The sequence below is a fragment of the Mucilaginibacter sp. P2_D11 genome (assembly GCF_056404435.1).
The window spans coordinates 76,632-95,248 of the sequence record NZ_JBFUEA010000004.1 but is presented as its reverse complement, the minus strand read 5'-3'; the positions used below and the strand labels follow the sequence as shown (position 1 = coordinate 95,248).

The following is an 18,617-nucleotide window of genomic DNA, read 5'->3' as shown; positions in this document are numbered from 1 at the left end:
GGGCGGTTGATTAGGTTTGCAAAACAACTAAATTGCGGCAATAAATAACCGGAGGATAATGCGATGTTAAATAAGCCCATCAACCACTCAGCAGACCAGCAAACCATGCGGATACCTTACCCGCAGCTCAAAGCCGAATTTAAGCGCGTTTTACTTTCACTGAATTTTACGGATGATAAAGCTGATGCCTGCGCCGGCATATTTGCCGATAACAGCCGCGATGGCGTTGCTTCGCACGGGCTTAACCGCTTTGGCGTATTCATCGAATATCTAAAAGAAGGGTTTATTACCCCCAATGCCGAGCCATCGCTAATAAGCTCCTTTGGCGCCCTTGAGCAATGGGACGGCAACTTTGCCACCGGCATGCTCAATGCGCGTTTTAGTATGGATAGAGCCATAAGCATGGCTCACGAGAACGGCATAGGTTGCGTAGCCATCAAAAACACCAACCATTGGATGCGCGGCGGCACCTACGGCTGGCAGGCAGCAGAGGCCGGCTGCGTGGGCATTTGCTTTACCAATACCATAGCCAACCTACCGCCCTGGGGCGGCACCCAGCCACGCCTGGGCAACAATCCGTTAATTATAGCCGTCCCCAAACAAGGCGGGCATGTGGTGCTGGATATGGCCATCTCCCAATTCTCCTTCGGCAAGCTGTGGCAATACGAAGCAACAAACAAACCCCTGCCCCTACCCGGCGGCTACGATAGTGAAGGTAAGCTTAGCACCGATGCCAAAGCCATTTTAGCGACAAAACGGGCATTGCCCATCGGTTTCTGGAAAGGCTCGGGCCTATCTCTGGTGCTCGATCTGCTCGCTACCATACTTAGCGACGGCAACTCAACCGCTGCCATTACCCAAAGCGGCCGCAAAGAAACCGGCGTATCGCAAGTGTTTATAGCCATAAAAGCTGATGCGGAGCAAAACGAAGCGCTAATAGAACAGATTATAGATTACACCAAAAGCAGCGCAACCGAGGGCGGCAACGAAATTTTATACCCCGGCGAAAATATGCTACGCACCAGGGAAAAAAGCCAAGCCGAGGGCGTGTTGGTAGATGAAAGGATTTGGGAAGAGGTGAAGGGGATGTGAGTTAAAATCTTTTCCAAATGTCAGGGTCTCGGCTCATGTGTAACACGGCTGCAATAGTAACCGTTTTAGGATTGTGCCCGATACGATAATGTATCATAAACGGAAAAACATCTAATACCGCCGTATGAATATCATCGTAGCGAATAGCAAACATATAAGGATTCTGCTCTATCAACGCTAATTTGCGCCGAACCTGGAACAGAAATTTTTTAGCCAATCCGGCCTGTCTTTCTTCATACCATGCTGCAGCTTCGGATATATCCAATTCCGCCAATGGCAAAATAACTGACCTATACACTAAATTTCTTTTCGAGTTTGTCCATTACCTCATTAAAGTCTAACGCGTTATCAGGATTTGCGTCGTGTTCAGCTAAACGTTTGCGAACAATATCGATATGCCATTGCGGAACATCCGCTTCCATCTCTTCAATGCCCTGGTATTTATCTTTCAATTCATTCCATTCGTTTATTGGAATAAATACGCCAGTGGTTTCACCTGTGCTGTCGGAAATATATTGTAAACTCATAGCTGAATGTTTTGCTGCTTTGTTAATACTAAGTTAGTTATAAAAACTATTTATCCCAAACAGACTACTAACAGATCGGGAGGCGGCATTGCACATCTCCCCCTACCTCACCAACCCCTCAAATTTATCCCAAAAACCATCCTTCGGCAAAGGTGCCACGATGAGTACCGGTTCGTTTTTTACTGGGTGGACAAATTGCAGGCGGCGGGCATGCAGGCATATGCTTTTGCGCAGGCTACCGCGGGGGTAGCCATATTTGTTATCGCCTACTATGGGGCAGCCCAGGGTGCTTAGCTGCACGCGTATCTGGTGCGGCCGGCCGGTTATCGGGTCTACCTCTATTACGTAATAGCCATCCAGCTCGCCAACCAGTTTGTAGTTCAGTTCGGAACGGAGGCTGCCTTGCACTTCTTTATCGTGCGCTTTGGTAACGTTCTTCTGAGGGTTTTTCACTAACCAATGTACCAGGTTGCCGACCTCGGGCTGGGGACGTTTGCGGGTAATGGCATAATAGGTTTTATGCATCTCGCGGCCTTTGAACAGCTTGTTTATCCTATCCAAAGCCTTGCTGGTTTTGGCGAAGAGGATAACGCCGCTCACGGGCCTGTCTAACCGGTGTACCACGCCCAGGAAAGCGCCATTGGGTTTGTTGTATTTAGCGGCGATGTATTTCTTTACCTTCTCGTCAAGCGGCTCGTCGTTAGTATCATCTACCTGTACAATGTCACCGGCGCGTTTGTTCACGGCAATCAGGTGGTTATCCTCGTAAAGGATATCCTTATCGGTAACATCGTGGCTGGTATAATTATGTTCGGGGCGGGCCAATTTTATTTCGGATTTGGGATTTACGATTTGGGATTTATTTATCTGCAAATGGCATCAATTTATCTAATAGGTTTATTGAAGCTTCATCTGCACATTTGAAATCTGCACACCTAATATTCTTCCTTTTCGTTCGGGAAATTACTTGCCCTTACATCGCTTACATAATTTTTTATTGCGCCGTCCATCACGCTGTGCAGGTCGGCGTATTGGCGTAAAAAGCGTGGTTTAAAACCTTTGTTCAGGCCAAGCATATCGTGTATCACCAGCACCTGCCCGCTGCAATGCTGCCCGGCACCAATGCCAATGGTTGGTATATTAAGGCTATCGCTTACTTCTTTTGCCAGTTTAGATGGGATTTTTTCCAGCACAATGCCAAAGCAGCCCAGTTCCTGCAGCTTTAAAGCATCCTCTTTTAACTTGGCAGCTTCCGCCTCTTCTTTGGCCCTTACGGTGTAGGTACCGAATTTGTATATCGATTGCGGCGTTAGGCCCAGGTGCCCCATTACCGGGATACCGGCGGTAAGGATACGTGTTACAGATTCTGCAATCTCCACACCACCCTCCAGCTTCACTGCGTGCGCGCCCGCTTCTTTCATGATGCGGATGGCCGAAGCAAGGGCTTCTTTAGAATTCCCCTGGTACGAGCCGAAAGGCAAATCTACCACCACCAGCGCCCGCTTAGCGGCCCGTACTACCGATGCAGCGTGGTATATCATTTGGTCGAGCGTGATGGGCAGGGTGGTTTCGTGCCCGGCCATTACGTTGGAGGCCGAATCGCCAACCAGTATAATATCGGTACCCGCATTATCAACGATCAGCGCCATTGAATAATCGTATGCCGTAAGCATGGCAATTTTTTCGCCCCGGTTCTTCATTTCCTGCAGGGTATGCACCGTAATGCGCTTTACTTCCTTATTTACCGACATACTGATGATAGTTTCGTGAGCCGCAAAGTTAGGAACTCATCCGGTATTTTTACGGATGAAAAAAACGGCTCACTGCGGTTTTGCATTTATATATTATTTACTATTTTAGTGCAGCCCCAATTATAAAGTATAATACTATTAGATTTTAATGGACGATAAAATATACCCATGCATATACTGCGGTAAACCCATGAACCATACCGACCGCAAACCGCGTAATTTTTACCTTAAAAAATTCCTACCCTTTTTGCCTATCAGACCATTCTGGTGCACGCATTGCCTAAAAACAACTTTCTTTTGGGGCAACAAAGGCAAGTAGCCAAACACGCGCGTTTTAGTGAGTGCAAAAAACAAGTGGTAATAACTTTTGATTTAAAAAATTAAATCCTACTTTTGCGGCGTGAATAAAGAGGTGTTTTACTTCAATTTTCAGTGCTGTTCATACGGAGCTTCGTGCCAGGAAATCCGAACAAATTACCCTTTCAATTTTTTTGCAAAATGAACCATTACACCAAACTGCCCGCAGTATTGTTATTGGCCGATGGCACCGTTTTTAACGGTAAAGCCGCAGGTAAAATAGGTACCACCACCGGCGAGATATGTTTTAACACCGGGATGACCGGCTACCAGGAAATTTTTACCGACCCATCTTACTTTGGGCAAATAATGGTGGCTACCAATGCGCACATCGGCAACTATGGCATCTCTGCCCAGGAGGTAGAATCGGGCCAGATACAGATAGCCGGGCTGGTTTGCAAAAACTACAACATTGCCTACAGCCGCAAACAGGCCGATGAATCGATACAGGATTATTTTCAGGAGCAGAACATCGTAGGCATATCTGATATAGATACCCGCCAGCTGGTTCGCCATATACGCGATAAAGGTGCCATGAACGCCATTATTTCCTCGGAGATATTAGACCTCGACGAACTGAAAGCCAAACTGGCCGAAGCGCCGGATATGGATGGATTGGAGTTATCCTCGCAGGTATCTACCAAAGAAACTTACACCTTCGGCAGCGAAACAGCTACCTACCGCGTGGCCGTTTTAGACCTCGGCGTGAAGAAAAATATCCTCCGCAATTTTGACGACCGCGACGTGTACGCCAAGGTGTACCCTGCAAAGACCACCTTTGCCGAAATGGAAAAGGATTTTGCCCCGGCAGGTTACTTTATTTCTAACGGCCCCGGCGACCCATCGGCTATGCCCTACGCTGTGGAAACCGTAAAAGAAATCTTAGCTGCCGATAAGCCTTTATTCGGCATTTGCCTGGGCCACCAGTTGCTGGCTTTGGCAAACGACATACCAACCAAAAAGATGCACAACGGGCATCGTGGCCTTAACCACCCGGTGAAGAACGTAATCATCAACCATTGCGAGGTTACTTCGCAAAACCACGGCTTCGGCGTAGTGCCCGAGGCGGTGAGGGCATCTGATAAGGTAGAGATTACCCACATAAACCTTAACGACCAATCGATAGAAGGTATCCGCGTAAAAGATAAAAAGGCATTCTCGGTACAATACCACCCCGAATCGTCGCCCGGCCCGCACGATAGCCGTTATCTGTTCGATGACTTTATTAATCTGATGAAATAAGAACCGGGATTAAGCGGATTTTTACGATTTCACCGATTTAAAATCAGGAAAATCCTCTAATCAAGAGAATCAAGGTTCAGACAATGCCGAACGCCTTTCAAGCTTAACTTGAGAGGCGTTCTCCTTTAAACACCGCGTCATTGAGGCACGAAGCAATCTCCCGATTAGCAGAGCGACCTGCATAGAGCCCGTCCTGCGTAGCGATTGCTTCGTTCCTCGCAAGGACGTACTTACTTACTTTTTCAAATAATACGCCGGCACCGGTAATCCCTTCTTCTCTACATCCCAAATAATGCTGCTTACTTTCCAGCCTTTAGGTGTTTTAATGAGCTGAAAGCTATTTACGCCACGCTCAGCAATACTATCCCTGGTATTTAAATAAGTGTTATAGGTGCTGATGCGGTGCGCTACACTGCCAAACTGCTCGGTTTTGCCGTATGCTTCTTCCTCATAAAACATAGTTATATGGCCGTCGGTTACAAAATTTTTGTACAATTTAATGATTTGTGGCAAGGAGGCAACTTCTGCTGTATCGGCGCGGAAATTGATGAATTGCGCCTGCGGGATAAAATAATTTCCTATCTCATCAAACCTGGGTTGCTCCCCTTTTTTAAAAGTGAGAGCGGTGTAAGCATCATGTACCGCTTTGGTTATGGCACTGTCTTCGGGAACTGTGTAACCAGCCGAAGAGGTTTGCACTTCAGCGGATTTTTTATCAGCAGTTTGGCATGCGGAAATTGCTAACGCCATGGCTGCTACCAATAACAGGTTTTTCATAATTGCAATTGTGTTTATACGAAGCTACTGATTTACACGCTTTTTTCCTAAGCGCTAAAGGGTTTGAAGATAAATTAGCGAATGCAAAAAATTACTGCCTGACTATTTGTAATTTTATTATTTTTATTTGGATTTATTCTAAATAAGGTTTTACTTTGTTGGCGTGAGCGGTTGATATGCTCTGAAAAACTTAAGCCCTGCTTTTTCGGTAAGTACTTTTTCATGGGGGAAACACCGCTTAAGCAGGCACAAATTTTTAACATCACCTACCTATGTGCGACGCAAAAGTGCTCAGTCAGAAAGGGGCATCGGTTATCAGCCGGTGCTCCGAATGCCACTGTGTTTTCATCTGGAACCACAACCTTATCCTCAGCTTCACGCCCGGGCAATTTGCGCAGTTCAGGGATTTCGCTGCCGACCTGGATTTCGACGGGCACTCCTTCCCGTTCCCGGATGGTCAGGAACGCATTGTGATGCGCACCCCTGTAAGCGATATACAATTCACCTTCACCACCCACGAGTGGGAGGATTTCCATGCAGCAATGGACGAGGCCGCCTATATGCAGGAAGTTTACGGGTTGATGGAAGGATAGAGCAAAGCTTTAAATAAAAACACAGAGATATGCAGCGAAATGGGCAAAATAGCTCCTCTGCTTCAGAGGCCGCTTCAAAAAATAGACGGCATATTTTTTAATGTGCGGAATATTGAATAAAAGGACTAACTGGTTTTTCCTTTACATCGGGCAGGAAAAACGTATTTAGCTTTTCTTGCAATCTGGTTAAAAACAGAAAAGCTAACAGTAGCGGTACCCCTAATATAGGTTCGCCAAAGCTTAAGATAAACATTACAACAAGGCAATAAATCACCTGCTCGGCGTTCAAAAGCTGCGCACGGCAAAATTTAATATACCGATAGGCCATGTACATCATGCCCAATAGTCCGAATTGCGCCAATGCCTCAATTATCCCATTTGACACGTTGATGTTGTATTTAGTGTTAACAAAAACATCATATCGGTTATTTACGCCGCAAATTAACTTTGTGCCAAACTTGCGGTAAACAAACACCATACTGGAAAAACGATCGAGCGGTATTTGTTCATGTATACGGCGGAAGCTTTCATCTAATTGTGCCAGATGCTTAAGATCGTCCATATCCTGGTGATAGGTGAACTTTATTTTGTTGCCTAAAAATGGCACGTACATAATACATACTGCACATAATGGGATAAATAGTAATACCCAGGCTTTTATTTTGGCTCGGTATCGTAAAGCTAAAAATATTACTGCAAGCAAACCAAGGCAGGCGGTGGTTGAGAAAGTGGTGAAAACGCCTATAATAAAAAGCAGCGCCTTTTTATCGACCTTGAATTGGTTTAAAAAGAAATGAAAAACGAGGGCGACAACAAGGAAACAGCCAAAAGCCCCGGGTTCCCAGGCAAAACCCGAATTCGCAAAATCGTGCAAATCTTTGTGGAACGTGAATAATATCAGGTTGCTGTAACCAGCCAGCAATTGGTTATTTGGCAAATTAACCGCCATAAAAGCCTTATACAAAAGGGCAGGCGCCAAAAGTTGAACGGCGAAAAACAGGAACGAAAGTACGGTAAGATCGGCCATTACCTGCACGATGTAAGCGATAGCCTTATTCTTCAGGATAACGCAGAAAAGGAACGCAGTGAAAATATATTTACACAGGAACATGACATCTGATACAAAAAACTCATCGTTAAGGTTATTGATGTAATAATCGCGGGTGAACACCAATAGCAGGTACCCTATTGAAAAAAAACAAATAACCTGCAGGTCCTTCAATGTAAAAAGCCGTTTGGCTAAATAAACAGCTGTAAAAAACACTAGTACCCCTATCCAGCACGCGTTTGTAGACGACAGAACGTTGGCGTTTGACGAAAGCAGGATAAACAGCACGGTAACCACATAATAAATGTTGAACCGTTTATATACGTGTAGTTTACGCTGCATAGATTAGTCGATAATGTGTTTAAGCAGCGTGAAACACTCGGCAGCTGTTGAACCTATACTACTGCCACGGTAAGCTGCCAACGCTTTTATAGCAACAAGAGAGCGCGGCAGTGGCGCTTCCATCACTTCAGATTGGTAAACCTGCATAATATCCAACTTCTTGTGCAGATAGGGACTTATATCGATATAAACATTTGGCGTAAAAGCATTGCCAGGTAAAGGGGGGGAAAACTCAGTTTCGGATATGGTTTCGTACATCAACACCTGTTTTATAAAAGGGAAGTTGAAGTTTTTTGTACAGCTAAATGCAGCCTTAAATATAATTTGGTGGTCGGTGTGCACATCGCTGTGGTTCGGTAAAAAAACCGTATCCGGCCGCACCTCTTTTACAATGTTGCTAATTTTAGATACTAAGGGCCCTATATCGTTAAATGTAATGCCTGCGGCGGCGTAACCTAATTCAAAGCGTTTGGTGAAGCCGTACATGGCATCTACTTTTTCAATTTCCTGCTGCCTCAGTTTTATATTCTCCGGTGTTTTGCCGTTTCGGTAAAACTCGGTGCAAATAAGCCAGTAAACCCGGCACCCCTGGCTAATGTATTTTAAAATGGCACCGCCGCAACCAAGGGTTTCATCATCGGGATGGGGCGCTATTATAAGTATGCTTTCCATCATCATCCTTCGCTATCTTCTGTCATATAAGCATATTGATTTACTTTGAATGCTACCATGGCGGTTTTGTATTCCTCCTCGTTACCTATATCCTGCCAGTAACCATCAAACGGGTAAACCGAAACCTGCTTATCCAGGCGCAGCATGCTATCCACCAACTCATCCATCCCAAAGGGTTTGTTAAGGGGTATAAACTCGAGCACTGCCTTGTTAGCTATATAAATACCTGCGTTTATTTGCAGGGTATCGGGCTTTTCTTCCAGCTTAATTAACCGGTTATTGGCATCAGATTGTAATACGCCGTACGCTATTTTGTATTTTTTTTTGTAGGCCGCCACAGTGAACAGGTTATTGCCTGTTATATGATTATTAAACATAGCCCGAAGATCGAGGCTGGAGAGGATATCACAATTAATTACAAGGAAATCATCAGGCAGGGCGGTTAAAATTTTTAATGGCCCCGCAGTGCCCAATGGAAAATCTTCTACCGAGTAATGGATTCTTACCCCCCATTTATCGCCATTGCCAAAGTAGTTCTGGATATTTTGAGCAAAATGAAATACCGAAAAAGTAATGTCGTTAAAGCCAAAGTATCTAAGCTGGCGTACTATTATTTCTAATATTGGGTACTCTCCTACCGGCAACATAGCCTTGGGCATAGCATGCGTGAACGACATTAAACGGCTGCCTTTGCCACCCGATATGATGACCGCGTGCTTATACATTGTAAACTTTGCTTTTATAACCGGCCATATTACCAGGTATCAGCAGCCAGTTTATCGTTTGCTGCAGTCCTTTTTCAAATGTATAAGCCGGTGTAAAACCGGTATATTCCTTTATCTTATGGTTGTTGCATAGTAGGTGTTGCACTTCTGCACCGGCAGGCCGTACACGTTCCTGGTCGGCCACCAACAATACATCGGCATCCATTTGTTTACAAATGAGTGCAAACACATCAGCCATGGAGTAATCGATACCAGAACCAATATTAACCGTTTCGCCAACCATTGCATCATTTTCGGCAATGAGTGCCATGCCACGGCAGGTATCGGCTACATAATTAAGGTCGCGCCGTGGCGATACATTGCCCAACTTAACCTCTTTGCTGCCGCTCGCTATTTGTACTATGATGGCCGGTATAATGGCTCTTGCCGATTGCCTGGGCCCATAAGTATTAAATGGCCTCACAATTGCTGCCTTTAACCCGTATGAACGGTGAAAACTGTACACAATAGCTTCTGCGCTTATTTTTGAGGCGCTGTATGGCGATTGTGCCTGCAAAGGATGTTTTTCGTCGATTGGTAAATATTGAGCGCTGCCATAAACCTCGCTGCTGGATATATAAATAAACCTGGCATTACTTTTTTGGGCCGCGCTGCACATATTAAAAGTGCCGCTGATATTGGTATCTATAAAACTTGCCGGGTTTTGAATGGAGTATGGAACGGAGATAAGCGAGGCGAGATGAAAAACAATATCTATATCGCTGGTTAGTTTTTGGCAGCAATCCGCATCGCGGATATCGCCTGCTATTACTTCAACATTTAAATGGTTTGGGATGTTTTCCAGCCAGCCCCAGCTGTTAAAAGAATTGTATAACACTAAAGCCCGTATTATTGCCCCTTTGTTTTGCAGGTACTCTACCAAATGCGATCCTATGAAACCGTCGGCACCTGTTATTAAAACTCTTTTGTTTTGCCAAAATTGAGGCATCCTGTGAAATGATTAGGTGGTAAATGTATGCCCAATATAGCCATAAAATTGGTAGGATCAGCTATAATTAATTAAAAGAACAAAAATGTTACCTATTGAAAAAACCGCGGCGTTAAAACAAATAATTTTACCTAAAATGAGTAAACATGACGTATATTTATCTAACAATCAATTTGTTATATAAAACTTATAGGTTTCCTTTATCCCTTGTTGCAAATTGAGGCTACTTTGCCATCCCAACTCCTTTAACCTGTCAATCCCTGTGAGCTTTTGTAAAGTCCCGTCGGGCATATCGTGGTTCCACACTATATCGCCTTTATAGCCAACCACCTCTTTCACCATATGAGCAATATCGTAGAGGGTATGATCGGTACCCAGCCCGATATTTATCTGCGTATTCCTTACCTCGCTCTTCACAATACCTGCAGAGTATTGCACTGCCGAATACTTAAGCAAATCTGTGAAATCAACATTTTCCATAATATACAAACAGGCATCGGCCAACTCGCCGGCATGCATTACTTCGCGGCGCGGCTTGCCTGTGCCCCATAACAAAATATTACCGCCCGCCCCGGCATCCTCATTCTGGATACCATATTTACACAGTATGCCGGTAATCTGTTCTTCGGTTGCATCACCGCCAATTCCTTCAACCGGATTTTTGGCCAAATCATGCCGGATAGCTTCCCAGTTATCGTCCATTAGTGATTTCCCCAAATGCATCTTTCGGATAAACGCCGGTAAAAAATGCGAGTTGGTAAGGTCGTAGCTATCGTTGGGGCCATACAGGTTAGTTGGCATAACGGCTATATAATTAGTACCGTACTGCACATTGTAGCTTTCGCACATTTTTATGCCCGCTATTTTGGCTATGCCGTATGGTTCGCTTAAGTATTCAAGCGTATCGGTCAGCAAATAGCCCTCTTCCATGGGTTGGGGGGCATTGGTTGGGTATATGCAGGTACTGCCTAAAAATATCAGTTTCTTTATCCCGGAGAGATAACTATTGTGGATGATGTTGTTTTGTATCTGCAGGTTTTCATAAATAAACTGCGCGCGGTACGTGTGATTGGCCATAATGCCGCCAACCCGGGCCGCCGCCAAAAAAACGTAAACAGGCGCCTCATCTTTAAACATCTTTACTACCGCAAAAGGGTCTAACAGGTCTATTTTGATAAATTTACAGGCCCCGGCCTCCAAATCGGCCGCATTAAAGCAACTTACAGGGTTGCGGGTATGGTAAGTGGCTATTATATTAGTAAAGCCTTTTTTTATAAGCTCCCTCACAATTGCCGATCCGGCAAGCCCCGTGCCACCCGCGACTAATATCTTTTCTGACTGATTCATTTATACTTATTTGATATGATGTATTATTTACCGGCAATCGGCATTAAAAACTCAGGCTAAAAGCCCGTTTACAAATGCATTTATATCCCTGCCTTCTTTTGCAAAGCCCGTTTTTTGGCATTGGTTATAGGCATTTGTTAAAGCTGCATTCGGCTCAGCTTCGCCAAACACCACTGTATTATTTTGGTTAAAGCAAGCGCTACGTGTGATATAAGTATTATTGCTGATTAATTTTGTTTTCAGGTTGATGGCTTCGTAACAGCGCATGGTGATACCGGTTTGCCCTTTTTTGGCATAGTCGATAGTAAATTCCGCCGCACCAATGGCATCAAGGTAATCGGTATCATTTAACGGGCTCATCGTAATATACTTACGGTATTTTAGGTACAATATCGGGCTTGCGAAAAAATTGCGTAACAGGTAAAAAATATTATTCTCGTGCAAGCGAATGAATACGCGTTGCGGCTTAATCACCTCCAAAACCCTGTGAATATATCTAAGCCGCCCGGGGTAGTTTTTGCCAACGGCAGATATATCGTATTTTATGGCCTTGGTGCCTGTTAGAGCAGGTATGGCCGAAAACAACTCCAGCACCGGTATGTGGTGCTTGTCGGCATCGGCATAATCGAACGTATAGTATTTGTCGGTATCCCGATACCAGCCTAAAGGTGCAGCATTAAAATCGAAAGTATCCCAATTATACCCGATAATACGGGGCACCTTTTTGCGGATCTCCTTAATCAATCTATCGCTTATGCCTCTCCCCCGTATAATTACAGCTACCTCATATTTCTTATCCTTGAGAAATTTTTTTTTAATGTGTCTGTAGGTAGTCGTAAAAACCAGCGGGATCCGCAACTTACCCATTATGCTGCCGATGAGGCCCAGGGGGTAAATATCATTGGCAATGTGCACATCAAAGCCTTGTGCCATCAGCGCAATTCTTAAATGCCGGGCAAACGAGTGGAAACTCTGCTGAACAATTAATAAACAATACTTCTTTCCCGGCGATCCGTCCATCTGCTTGACTATACAATAGGCTTTTGTAATAGATCAGAAAGATATTCAAAATATTTTAACAAGGAATAGTTTTTGATAATTTACCGCGCTCGTTCGGGATTGTTTGTAATGCCATTCGCCGCCGCGTTTAACTGCACTCACCGATAGCCGCCGAATTCACCGATAATGCCTCCCCTATTCATTCCCCCCAGAAATCCGTTTACCGACGATTTGCCATGTTTCGCCTAATAACGTTAAACAAAATTTGCCCGCTGATGCACATTTGTAGTGTTAAAACAACGCAACATCATCATGACAACTCAACTTACTATCCCATCACTTTACTCCATCATGGCACTTGTAGTAGCCGTGTTGATCATCGGCGTAGGATGCCTGGCCTGCTAATCATACCTCCATCATATATCCGTATGTTTTGGCCCGTAAGCCGAAACATACGGTAGAATTTCCATCACAGCCTTATCCGTCATCATAGCCCCGCTGCGTACACTGGCAGGCACATTGGTTTCTTCGGTTAAACACATCAATCATGAAAAAGGAGATACCGTACACTGGCAATGGGGCACATTGGTAGCCGAAGGCAAAGTGGCAAATAAAATCTAATGAAAATTTAATGCCCTAAACACCATGGTTGTATGGATAATCCGTAAATCCATCGCATATTTACGCTATGGAGAAACAACCTATTATTACGGTTAACAACCTTACCAAAAACTACGGCGATTTCGCCGCCGTCAAGGGCATCAGCTTCAAGGTTCACGAGGGCGAGATATTTGGCCTGCTTGGCCCCAACGGCGCAGGCAAAACCACCACGCTGGAAATTATTGAAACCCTGCGCGAGAAAACCTCGGGCGAAATTACTGTAGGCGGTTTCGATATTAGTAAAGATGCCGACAGCATCAAAAAAATAATAGGCGTGCAATTGCAGGCAGCGGGTTACTATCCAAACCTCAACCTGTCCGAATTGATCGTACTGTTCTCCGGCCTCTACGGTATCGACAAAACACCGATGGAGATGCTTGCGAAAGTGGCCCTTACCGATAAAGCAAAATCTAAATACAAGGAACTTTCCGGCGGGCAGAAGCAACGTTTCTCTATAGCCACTACCCTGATAAACGACCCTAAGATAATCTTCCTGGACGAACCTACTACCGGCCTCGACCCGCAAGCCCGCCGCAACCTGTGGGACCTGATACGCGAGATACGCGATAACGGCACCACAGTAGTAATCACCACCCACTATATGGACGAAGCCGAAGTACTGTGCGACCGTGTAGCCTTTGTAGATGGCGGCCACATTGTAGGCCTCGACACCCCCGATAATTTCATAGATAAACTCCTGGATACCGGTTTCGAACGCAAGAAGCAGGTAAAAGAAGCCAACCTGGAGGATGTTTTCATCAACCTAACCGGCAAAGAATGGCGGGAAGGGTAGTTGCAGTTGGCAGTGGCGGTAGCAGTTATCCACTTATCAAAAATGACTCAATGACCTAATGACCCAATGATTTATTAACTAATGAACCAAAATTACAGTAATACGCGTGCCACGCTGGCCATTGCCAAAGCAAGTTTCCGGTCTATACTCCGCAGCCCCTCGGCGGTGGTATTTAGTTTGGCTTTCCCTTTGATATTTATTTTGGTGTTTGCCAATATCGGCGGTAGCGGGGTTGCCATTGATATAGGCGTGGCTAAAGGCTGCGATACGCTTAACCCTATTTATAAAGCCCTGAAAGAAAAGGCCAAAATGGTAAACCTTGTTACCAATGAAACTCCGGAGGAAATGAAAGCCGACCTGTCAAAAGGCTCGATAGATGCCATCATGGATATTCGGAAGACCGGGCCAGAAGGCATCACCTTATACCCGCCGCTTTCGGCACTGTCCAAAAAACAAAACGCGCCTTACACCGTAAACGTACAGTACACTAAAGCATCTGCAAAAGGTGCAATATTCCAATCGGTACTTGCCGATATCCTTACCAAAATAAACGAAAAGTTCCGGAAAATAATACAGATAGAAGAAGCACCCGTACTTGCCGAGGTAAAAGAAACCACCGTAACCGGTCGCGAGTACAAATACATCGATTTTATATTGCCGGGGCAGTTGGGCTTCTCGTTGCTCAGCAGCGGGGTGTTCGGTACTGCATTCGTATTCCTCAGCTTGCGGCTCACACTGGTTATCAAGCGCTTTTTTGCTACGCCGGTAAAGCGTTACAGCATCGTATTGGGCGAGGCTTTGGCCAGACTCACCTTTTCCTTATTAGGCGCGCTATTCATACTCATGGTAGGGCACTTCGCGTTCGGGTTTACGCTGGTGCATGGGGTCGTCACGGTGCTGAATATGCTTGTGCTCTGCACTATCGGGCTTATCATATTCATGGGCTTCGGGTTCACTATATCCGGCATCGCCAAAAACGAGAGTACCGTGCCGCCGTTATCCAATATCATCACCTTGCCGCAGTTCCTGCTATCGGGTACTTTCTTTTCGGTAACGGCTTTCCCAAAATGGCTGCAATACGTAAGTAATGCCTTGCCACTCACCCACCTCAACAACGCCATGCGCAAGGTAGCCTTCGAAGGCGCCGGCCTGGGCGATGTTACTCACCAGCTGTTCATCCTGCTGCTATGGGGCATAGGCGTGTATGCTGTGGCAGTGAAGACGTTTAAGTGGGAGTAAAAGGTTAGAGGCCAACAATTGGAGATTAGTATTCCTAATTTCCAATTGCTGGCCTCTATATAAGGAGCAAAATAATATCGAATAATGAATGCCGAACTTCGAATAATGAAGTAGCAGAAGCGCACTTCATTATTCATTATTGAGTGTTCGATATTCGATATTAATTTAAATCTTTTAGCTTATTAACTGGCTTACCGCCTACCCATCCGGCCGCCGGCACCGCTCATACCGCTGGCACCGCCTGCTTTGCGGCTGCCATCGGCCCTGGTGCCGCCATTGCTACGGCCACCACCGCCGCCGCCACCCGGGCGACCGCCACGTGAACCGCCGCCACCACCACCGCTTTTGCTTTTCGCAGGTGCATTTTTAGCTTTGCTCATCATCTTCTCCGTCATGGCTTGTATGCTAAGCGGGTAAGGGTGCCCTTCTTCTACAGGGATTTCTTTGGCAATCAGTTTATGGATATCTTTCAGGTAATCTATTTCTTCCTCACCATCGCAAAAAGTAAGCGCTATACCGCTTGCGCCCGCGCGGCCGGTACGGCCAATACGGTGTACGTAAGTTTCGGGGATGTTGGGGATTTCGTAGTTGATCACGTGCGTCAACTCGTCAATATCAATACCACGGGCAGCGATATCTGTTGCGATTAAAACGCGTGTAGTACGGTTTTTAAAGTTGGTTAACGCGCGCTGGCGGGCATTCTGCGATTTGTTGCCGTGGATAGCTTCGGCAGTGATGCCGGCTTTTACCAAATCTTTAACCACCTTATCGGCACCGTGCTTGGTACGGGTAAATACAAGGGCAGTTTTGATGTTTTTATCTTTCAGGATGTGGTTAAGCAATAAACGTTTATCGTTCTTCTCCACATAGTATAGCGACTGCTGTATAGTATCGGCAGTTGACGATACCGGGGCAACCTCTACTTTAGCAGGTTTCTGCAGGATAGAATCGGCCAGGCTTTGTATCTCATTCGGCATAGTAGCACTGAAGAACAAGGTCTGCCTGTTCTGTGGAACCTTGGCGATGATTTTTTTCACATCGTGTACAAAGCCCATATCCAGCATGCGGTCGGCCTCATCTAAAATCAGCATTTTTATCTGATCAAGATGTACAAAACGTTGGTTCATCAAATCCAAAAGGCGACCGGGAGTTGCAATCAGGATATCCACGCCGCGGCGCAAAGCATCTGTTTGCGGGCCCTGCGATACGCCACCGAATATCACCAGGTTCTTCAAGCCGGTATGTTTGCCATAGGCGGTAAAGCTTTCGCTTATCTGTATAGCCAGTTCGCGGGTTGGGGTTAAAATAAGGGCCTTAATGGATTTTTGCTCCTTGTGTTTTTGCTTATCTAAAAACAATAACTGCAAAATAGGGATAGCAAAGGCAGCCGTTTTACCTGTACCGGTTTGGGCGCAGCCAAGCAAGTCGCGGTGTTGTAATATGTAAGGGATTGCTTGTTCTTGTATGGGGGTAGGTGTAGTATAACCCTCTGTTTTTAAAGCCTTTAAGACAGGCTCAATTAAATTTAAATTTTCGAATGACATGTAATGTAATAAATGTATTGTATTGTGTGCTAACGCGAAGCATTAAGCGGATCTGAAGAGTGTCTATTGATCAAAACCGTAAATCAACGGGTAATTATTTCTGCAAAGATACGGTTTTTAAATCAGATGTGCAGATTGCAGACGTACGGATATGCAGATGTGCAAATTTTAGATTGCAAATGGACGCATGGAGGGCCAAGATGTAAGGATTTCAGATGCGTAAATATTCAAGGAATCTTGTTAGGGAAAGAAGCCCGCCAGGCATAGCATTGGCAAATTGAAAGGAAACAGCCAACTGGAAACTGCTAACTGATTCATGGGCGTTGCCTTCGGCCCACGCTTTCCGCTCATACTGCACAGGCCTTTGCCACAGGGCCGGTATCCGCTGCAATCGTTAACGCGGTAGGGTGGGTTTACTCAGCGTCTACTGTTTCAATCGGCGGCTCGGTTTGCGGCTGTAGTTTCTTCTCCTCCATCTTCTTCACCAAAGCATCCAGTAAAATCAGCCCGATGCCTATCATGATGGATACATCGGCCACGTTGAAGATACCTGTTTGGAAGATGCCGAAACGGATGTGCATGAAATCGGTAACCGAACCATAGGCAATACGGTCGTATATATTTCCGATACCGCCGCCTATGACACATATCATGCCGGCCAGTATAAGCTTACTAAAATTCTTCTGTATAATGAGGAAGATTACCCCTGCCAGCAGCGAAAGTACAGGCAACAGGGTAAGCAATATAAAACGGTAAGGCCTACCCAGGGTATCGCCCACGCTTAAGAATGCGCCGGTGTTCTCTATTTTGATCAGCGTAAAATGGTCGTGGATAAAGCTGATGGGTTGCTCATAACTTAGTTTTTGGCGCACGATAGATTTGGAAACCTGGTCGCAACCGATATTGAGGGCCAATACCACTAAAATAACCATAGCCCTGTACACTGTCTTCATCTTCATTACCACGAAAGTAAAAAGAGAAAACGAGATTTGCTAATGTTATGTTGCGGGTGGGTATTCCCGGCAGGGGTGCATCAGTTAAGCTTTTAGGAGTAGTTCCTCTATAATTCAAACTATCGTGTTACCTTTAAGCATCTAATATCACGTTATGAAAGCTCAACCAATGTCCTTTTTCTTCTTGCTGGCCGCCCTGATGATTGCGGGCAGTTGTTTTGGTAGCGTCAGCCCCGCAACGCCCAATGGCTTATATAAGTTTGAAGGGAAGCTGAACGGGAAAATTCCGGTATTTTTATGGTTTACGGTAAAAGACAGCGTTTTAAAAGGCGAAGTAACATATACAAACACCGCAAAACGCATACCTATTATAGTTGCAGGCACACTGGAGAAAACCAGCGAGGCTATCAGCTATGACTTATCGGCAAAAACAAATTTCTTCAGAATTAGGGAATTTGCCAGGGACGGAACTATCACAGGTGTATTTTTAGGCGAAATTACCGCAGGCGCTTTTAAGGGCTTGTGGCATGACCCAAATACAGAGAAGCAATTACCCTTTATTTTAACGGCAAGCATCAAAGCCCTACCAAAAGCCATAGATCTTACGCTAAAACCCATTAGTTTGAACGGGGCCTACACCTATCACTACGGCAAAAACGGGTACGTTGGCGGTGTAGATATCAAGCAAACCAAATCGGGGATGGTAACGGTTGCCTTAAACAGCGTTACAGCGGGGCCCGCTTACAACATTGCTGAGGTGGATGCACAGCCTGCTACAGTTACGGGCAACATTATCAATGTCAAACTGCCACATGTAGACTGCAAATTCCGCATACGGGTGTTCAAAGACTTTTTGGTAGTAAATTTACTAAACGACCTGGACAAATGCGAATGGGGCCATAATGCCACCGTAGAGGGTATATACCTCAAAACCAGCGCCGTTGGCAAATTCCGGTAAAAAAAAGCCC

Annotated in this window: 20 protein-coding genes; 6 read left to right on the top strand and 14 right to left on the bottom strand. The window is 45.4% G+C overall.

The window, feature by feature from the left end; genetic code table 11:
- The first annotated feature begins 63 nt into the window (after positions 1 to 63).
- A complete protein-coding gene (gene yiaK / locus AC1DXC_RS07065; protein WP_477458439.1) occupies positions 64 to 1,092 on the top strand; it encodes a 3-dehydro-L-gulonate 2-dehydrogenase in 1,029 nt (342 codons plus the stop codon).
- 1 nt (position 1,093) lies between these two features.
- Here the strand turns inward: yiaK and AC1DXC_RS07060 are convergent, their stop codons facing one another.
- The 4 genes from AC1DXC_RS07060 to panB all read right to left on the bottom strand — a co-directional run bounded on the left by AC1DXC_RS07060 (position 1,094) and on the right by panB (position 3,370).
- Positions 1,094 to 1,390 (bottom strand): type II toxin-antitoxin system RelE/ParE family toxin, encoded by a 297-nt coding sequence (locus AC1DXC_RS07060; RefSeq protein ID WP_477458438.1) that lies wholly within the window; start codon positions 1,388 to 1,390, stop codon positions 1,094 to 1,096.
- A complete protein-coding gene (locus AC1DXC_RS07055; RefSeq protein WP_477458437.1) occupies positions 1,383 to 1,619 on the bottom strand; it encodes an addiction module protein in 237 nt (78 codons plus the stop codon). The genes AC1DXC_RS07060 and AC1DXC_RS07055 overlap by 8 nt, the downstream gene beginning before the upstream one ends.
- A gap of 102 nt (positions 1,620 to 1,721) precedes the next feature.
- A complete protein-coding gene (locus tag AC1DXC_RS07050) occupies positions 1,722 to 2,444 on the bottom strand; it encodes an RluA family pseudouridine synthase (protein ID WP_477458436.1) in 723 nt (240 codons plus the stop codon).
- Between the two features lie 110 nt (positions 2,445 to 2,554).
- Positions 2,555 to 3,370 carry a 3-methyl-2-oxobutanoate hydroxymethyltransferase gene (gene panB, locus AC1DXC_RS07045; protein WP_477458435.1) on the bottom strand — a complete coding sequence of 272 codons (816 nt, stop codon included), beginning with the start codon at positions 3,368 to 3,370 and terminating at the stop codon, positions 2,555 to 2,557.
- 498 nt (positions 3,371 to 3,868) lie between these two features.
- Here panB and carA point away from each other — a divergent pair, with 498 nt between their 5' ends.
- The gene (gene carA / locus AC1DXC_RS07040) at positions 3,869 to 4,969 is read left to right on the top strand and encodes a glutamine-hydrolyzing carbamoyl-phosphate synthase small subunit (protein WP_477458434.1); all 1,101 of its coding nucleotides are present in this window, start codon (positions 3,869 to 3,871) and stop codon (positions 4,967 to 4,969) included.
- Between the two features lie 234 nt (positions 4,970 to 5,203).
- Here the strand turns inward: carA and AC1DXC_RS07035 are convergent, their stop codons facing one another.
- Positions 5,204 to 5,746 carry a hypothetical protein gene (locus tag AC1DXC_RS07035; protein ID WP_477458433.1) on the bottom strand — a complete coding sequence of 181 codons (543 nt, stop codon included), beginning with the start codon at positions 5,744 to 5,746 and terminating at the stop codon, positions 5,204 to 5,206.
- A 74-nt stretch (positions 5,747 to 5,820) separates the two neighbouring features.
- A complete protein-coding gene (locus tag AC1DXC_RS07030) occupies positions 5,821 to 5,970 on the bottom strand; it encodes a hypothetical protein (RefSeq protein WP_477458432.1) in 150 nt (49 codons plus the stop codon).
- A gap of 48 nt (positions 5,971 to 6,018) precedes the next feature.
- Between AC1DXC_RS07030 and AC1DXC_RS07025 the strand changes: the two genes are divergently transcribed.
- Entirely contained in the window at positions 6,019 to 6,339 is a 321-nt protein-coding gene (locus tag AC1DXC_RS07025) for a DUF6686 family protein (RefSeq protein WP_477458431.1), read from the top strand.
- Positions 6,340 to 6,436: 97 nt separating this feature from the next.
- Here AC1DXC_RS07025 and AC1DXC_RS07020 read toward each other — a convergent pair whose 3' ends face one another.
- The 6 genes from AC1DXC_RS07020 to AC1DXC_RS06995 all read right to left on the bottom strand — a co-directional run bounded on the left by AC1DXC_RS07020 (position 6,437) and on the right by AC1DXC_RS06995 (position 12,394).
- Positions 6,437 to 7,729 (bottom strand): hypothetical protein, encoded by a 1,293-nt coding sequence (locus AC1DXC_RS07020; protein ID WP_477458430.1) that lies wholly within the window; start codon positions 7,727 to 7,729, stop codon positions 6,437 to 6,439.
- 3 nt (positions 7,730 to 7,732) lie between these two features.
- The gene (locus AC1DXC_RS07015; RefSeq protein ID WP_477458429.1) at positions 7,733 to 8,401 is read right to left on the bottom strand and encodes a PIG-L deacetylase family protein; all 669 of its coding nucleotides are present in this window, start codon (positions 8,399 to 8,401) and stop codon (positions 7,733 to 7,735) included.
- A 2-nt stretch (positions 8,402 to 8,403) separates the two neighbouring features.
- Complete coding sequence (locus AC1DXC_RS07010) at positions 8,404 to 9,126, bottom strand: sugar phosphate nucleotidyltransferase (protein ID WP_477458428.1); 723 nt, start codon at positions 9,124 to 9,126, stop codon at positions 8,404 to 8,406.
- A complete protein-coding gene (locus AC1DXC_RS07005) occupies positions 9,119 to 10,114 on the bottom strand; it encodes an SDR family NAD(P)-dependent oxidoreductase (protein WP_477458427.1) in 996 nt (331 codons plus the stop codon). The genes AC1DXC_RS07010 and AC1DXC_RS07005 overlap by 8 nt, the downstream gene beginning before the upstream one ends.
- A 168-nt stretch (positions 10,115 to 10,282) precedes the next feature.
- The gene (locus tag AC1DXC_RS07000) at positions 10,283 to 11,461 is read right to left on the bottom strand and encodes a GDP-L-fucose synthase family protein (protein WP_477458426.1); all 1,179 of its coding nucleotides are present in this window, start codon (positions 11,459 to 11,461) and stop codon (positions 10,283 to 10,285) included.
- Positions 11,462 to 11,512: 51 nt separating this feature from the next.
- The gene (locus AC1DXC_RS06995; RefSeq protein ID WP_477458425.1) at positions 11,513 to 12,394 is read right to left on the bottom strand and encodes a WaaS/CpsH family glycosyltransferase; all 882 of its coding nucleotides are present in this window, start codon (positions 12,392 to 12,394) and stop codon (positions 11,513 to 11,515) included.
- 754 nt (positions 12,395 to 13,148) lie between these two features.
- Here AC1DXC_RS06995 and AC1DXC_RS06990 point away from each other — a divergent pair.
- Positions 13,149 to 13,913, top strand: a complete 765-nt coding sequence (locus tag AC1DXC_RS06990) for an ABC transporter ATP-binding protein (RefSeq protein WP_477458424.1) — start codon at positions 13,149 to 13,151, stop codon at positions 13,911 to 13,913.
- 81 nt (positions 13,914 to 13,994) lie between these two features.
- Positions 13,995 to 15,152, top strand: coding sequence for an ABC transporter permease (locus AC1DXC_RS06985; protein ID WP_477458423.1), 1,158 nt, complete (start codon positions 13,995 to 13,997; stop codon positions 15,150 to 15,152).
- Between the two features lie 191 nt (positions 15,153 to 15,343).
- Here the strand turns inward: AC1DXC_RS06985 and AC1DXC_RS06980 are convergent, their stop codons facing one another.
- Complete coding sequence (locus AC1DXC_RS06980) at positions 15,344 to 16,696, bottom strand: DEAD/DEAH box helicase (protein ID WP_477458422.1); 1,353 nt, start codon at positions 16,694 to 16,696, stop codon at positions 15,344 to 15,346.
- A 413-nt stretch (positions 16,697 to 17,109) separates the two neighbouring features.
- Positions 17,110 to 17,655, bottom strand: a complete 546-nt coding sequence (gene lspA / locus AC1DXC_RS06975; RefSeq protein WP_477458421.1) for a signal peptidase II — start codon at positions 17,653 to 17,655, stop codon at positions 17,110 to 17,112.
- 148 nt (positions 17,656 to 17,803) lie between these two features.
- On the opposite strand from lspA, the gene AC1DXC_RS06970 reads away from it, so the two are divergent.
- Positions 17,804 to 18,607 carry a hypothetical protein gene (locus tag AC1DXC_RS06970; protein ID WP_477458420.1) on the top strand — a complete coding sequence of 268 codons (804 nt, stop codon included), beginning with the start codon at positions 17,804 to 17,806 and terminating at the stop codon, positions 18,605 to 18,607.
- Positions 18,608 to 18,617: the final 10 nt, after the last annotated feature.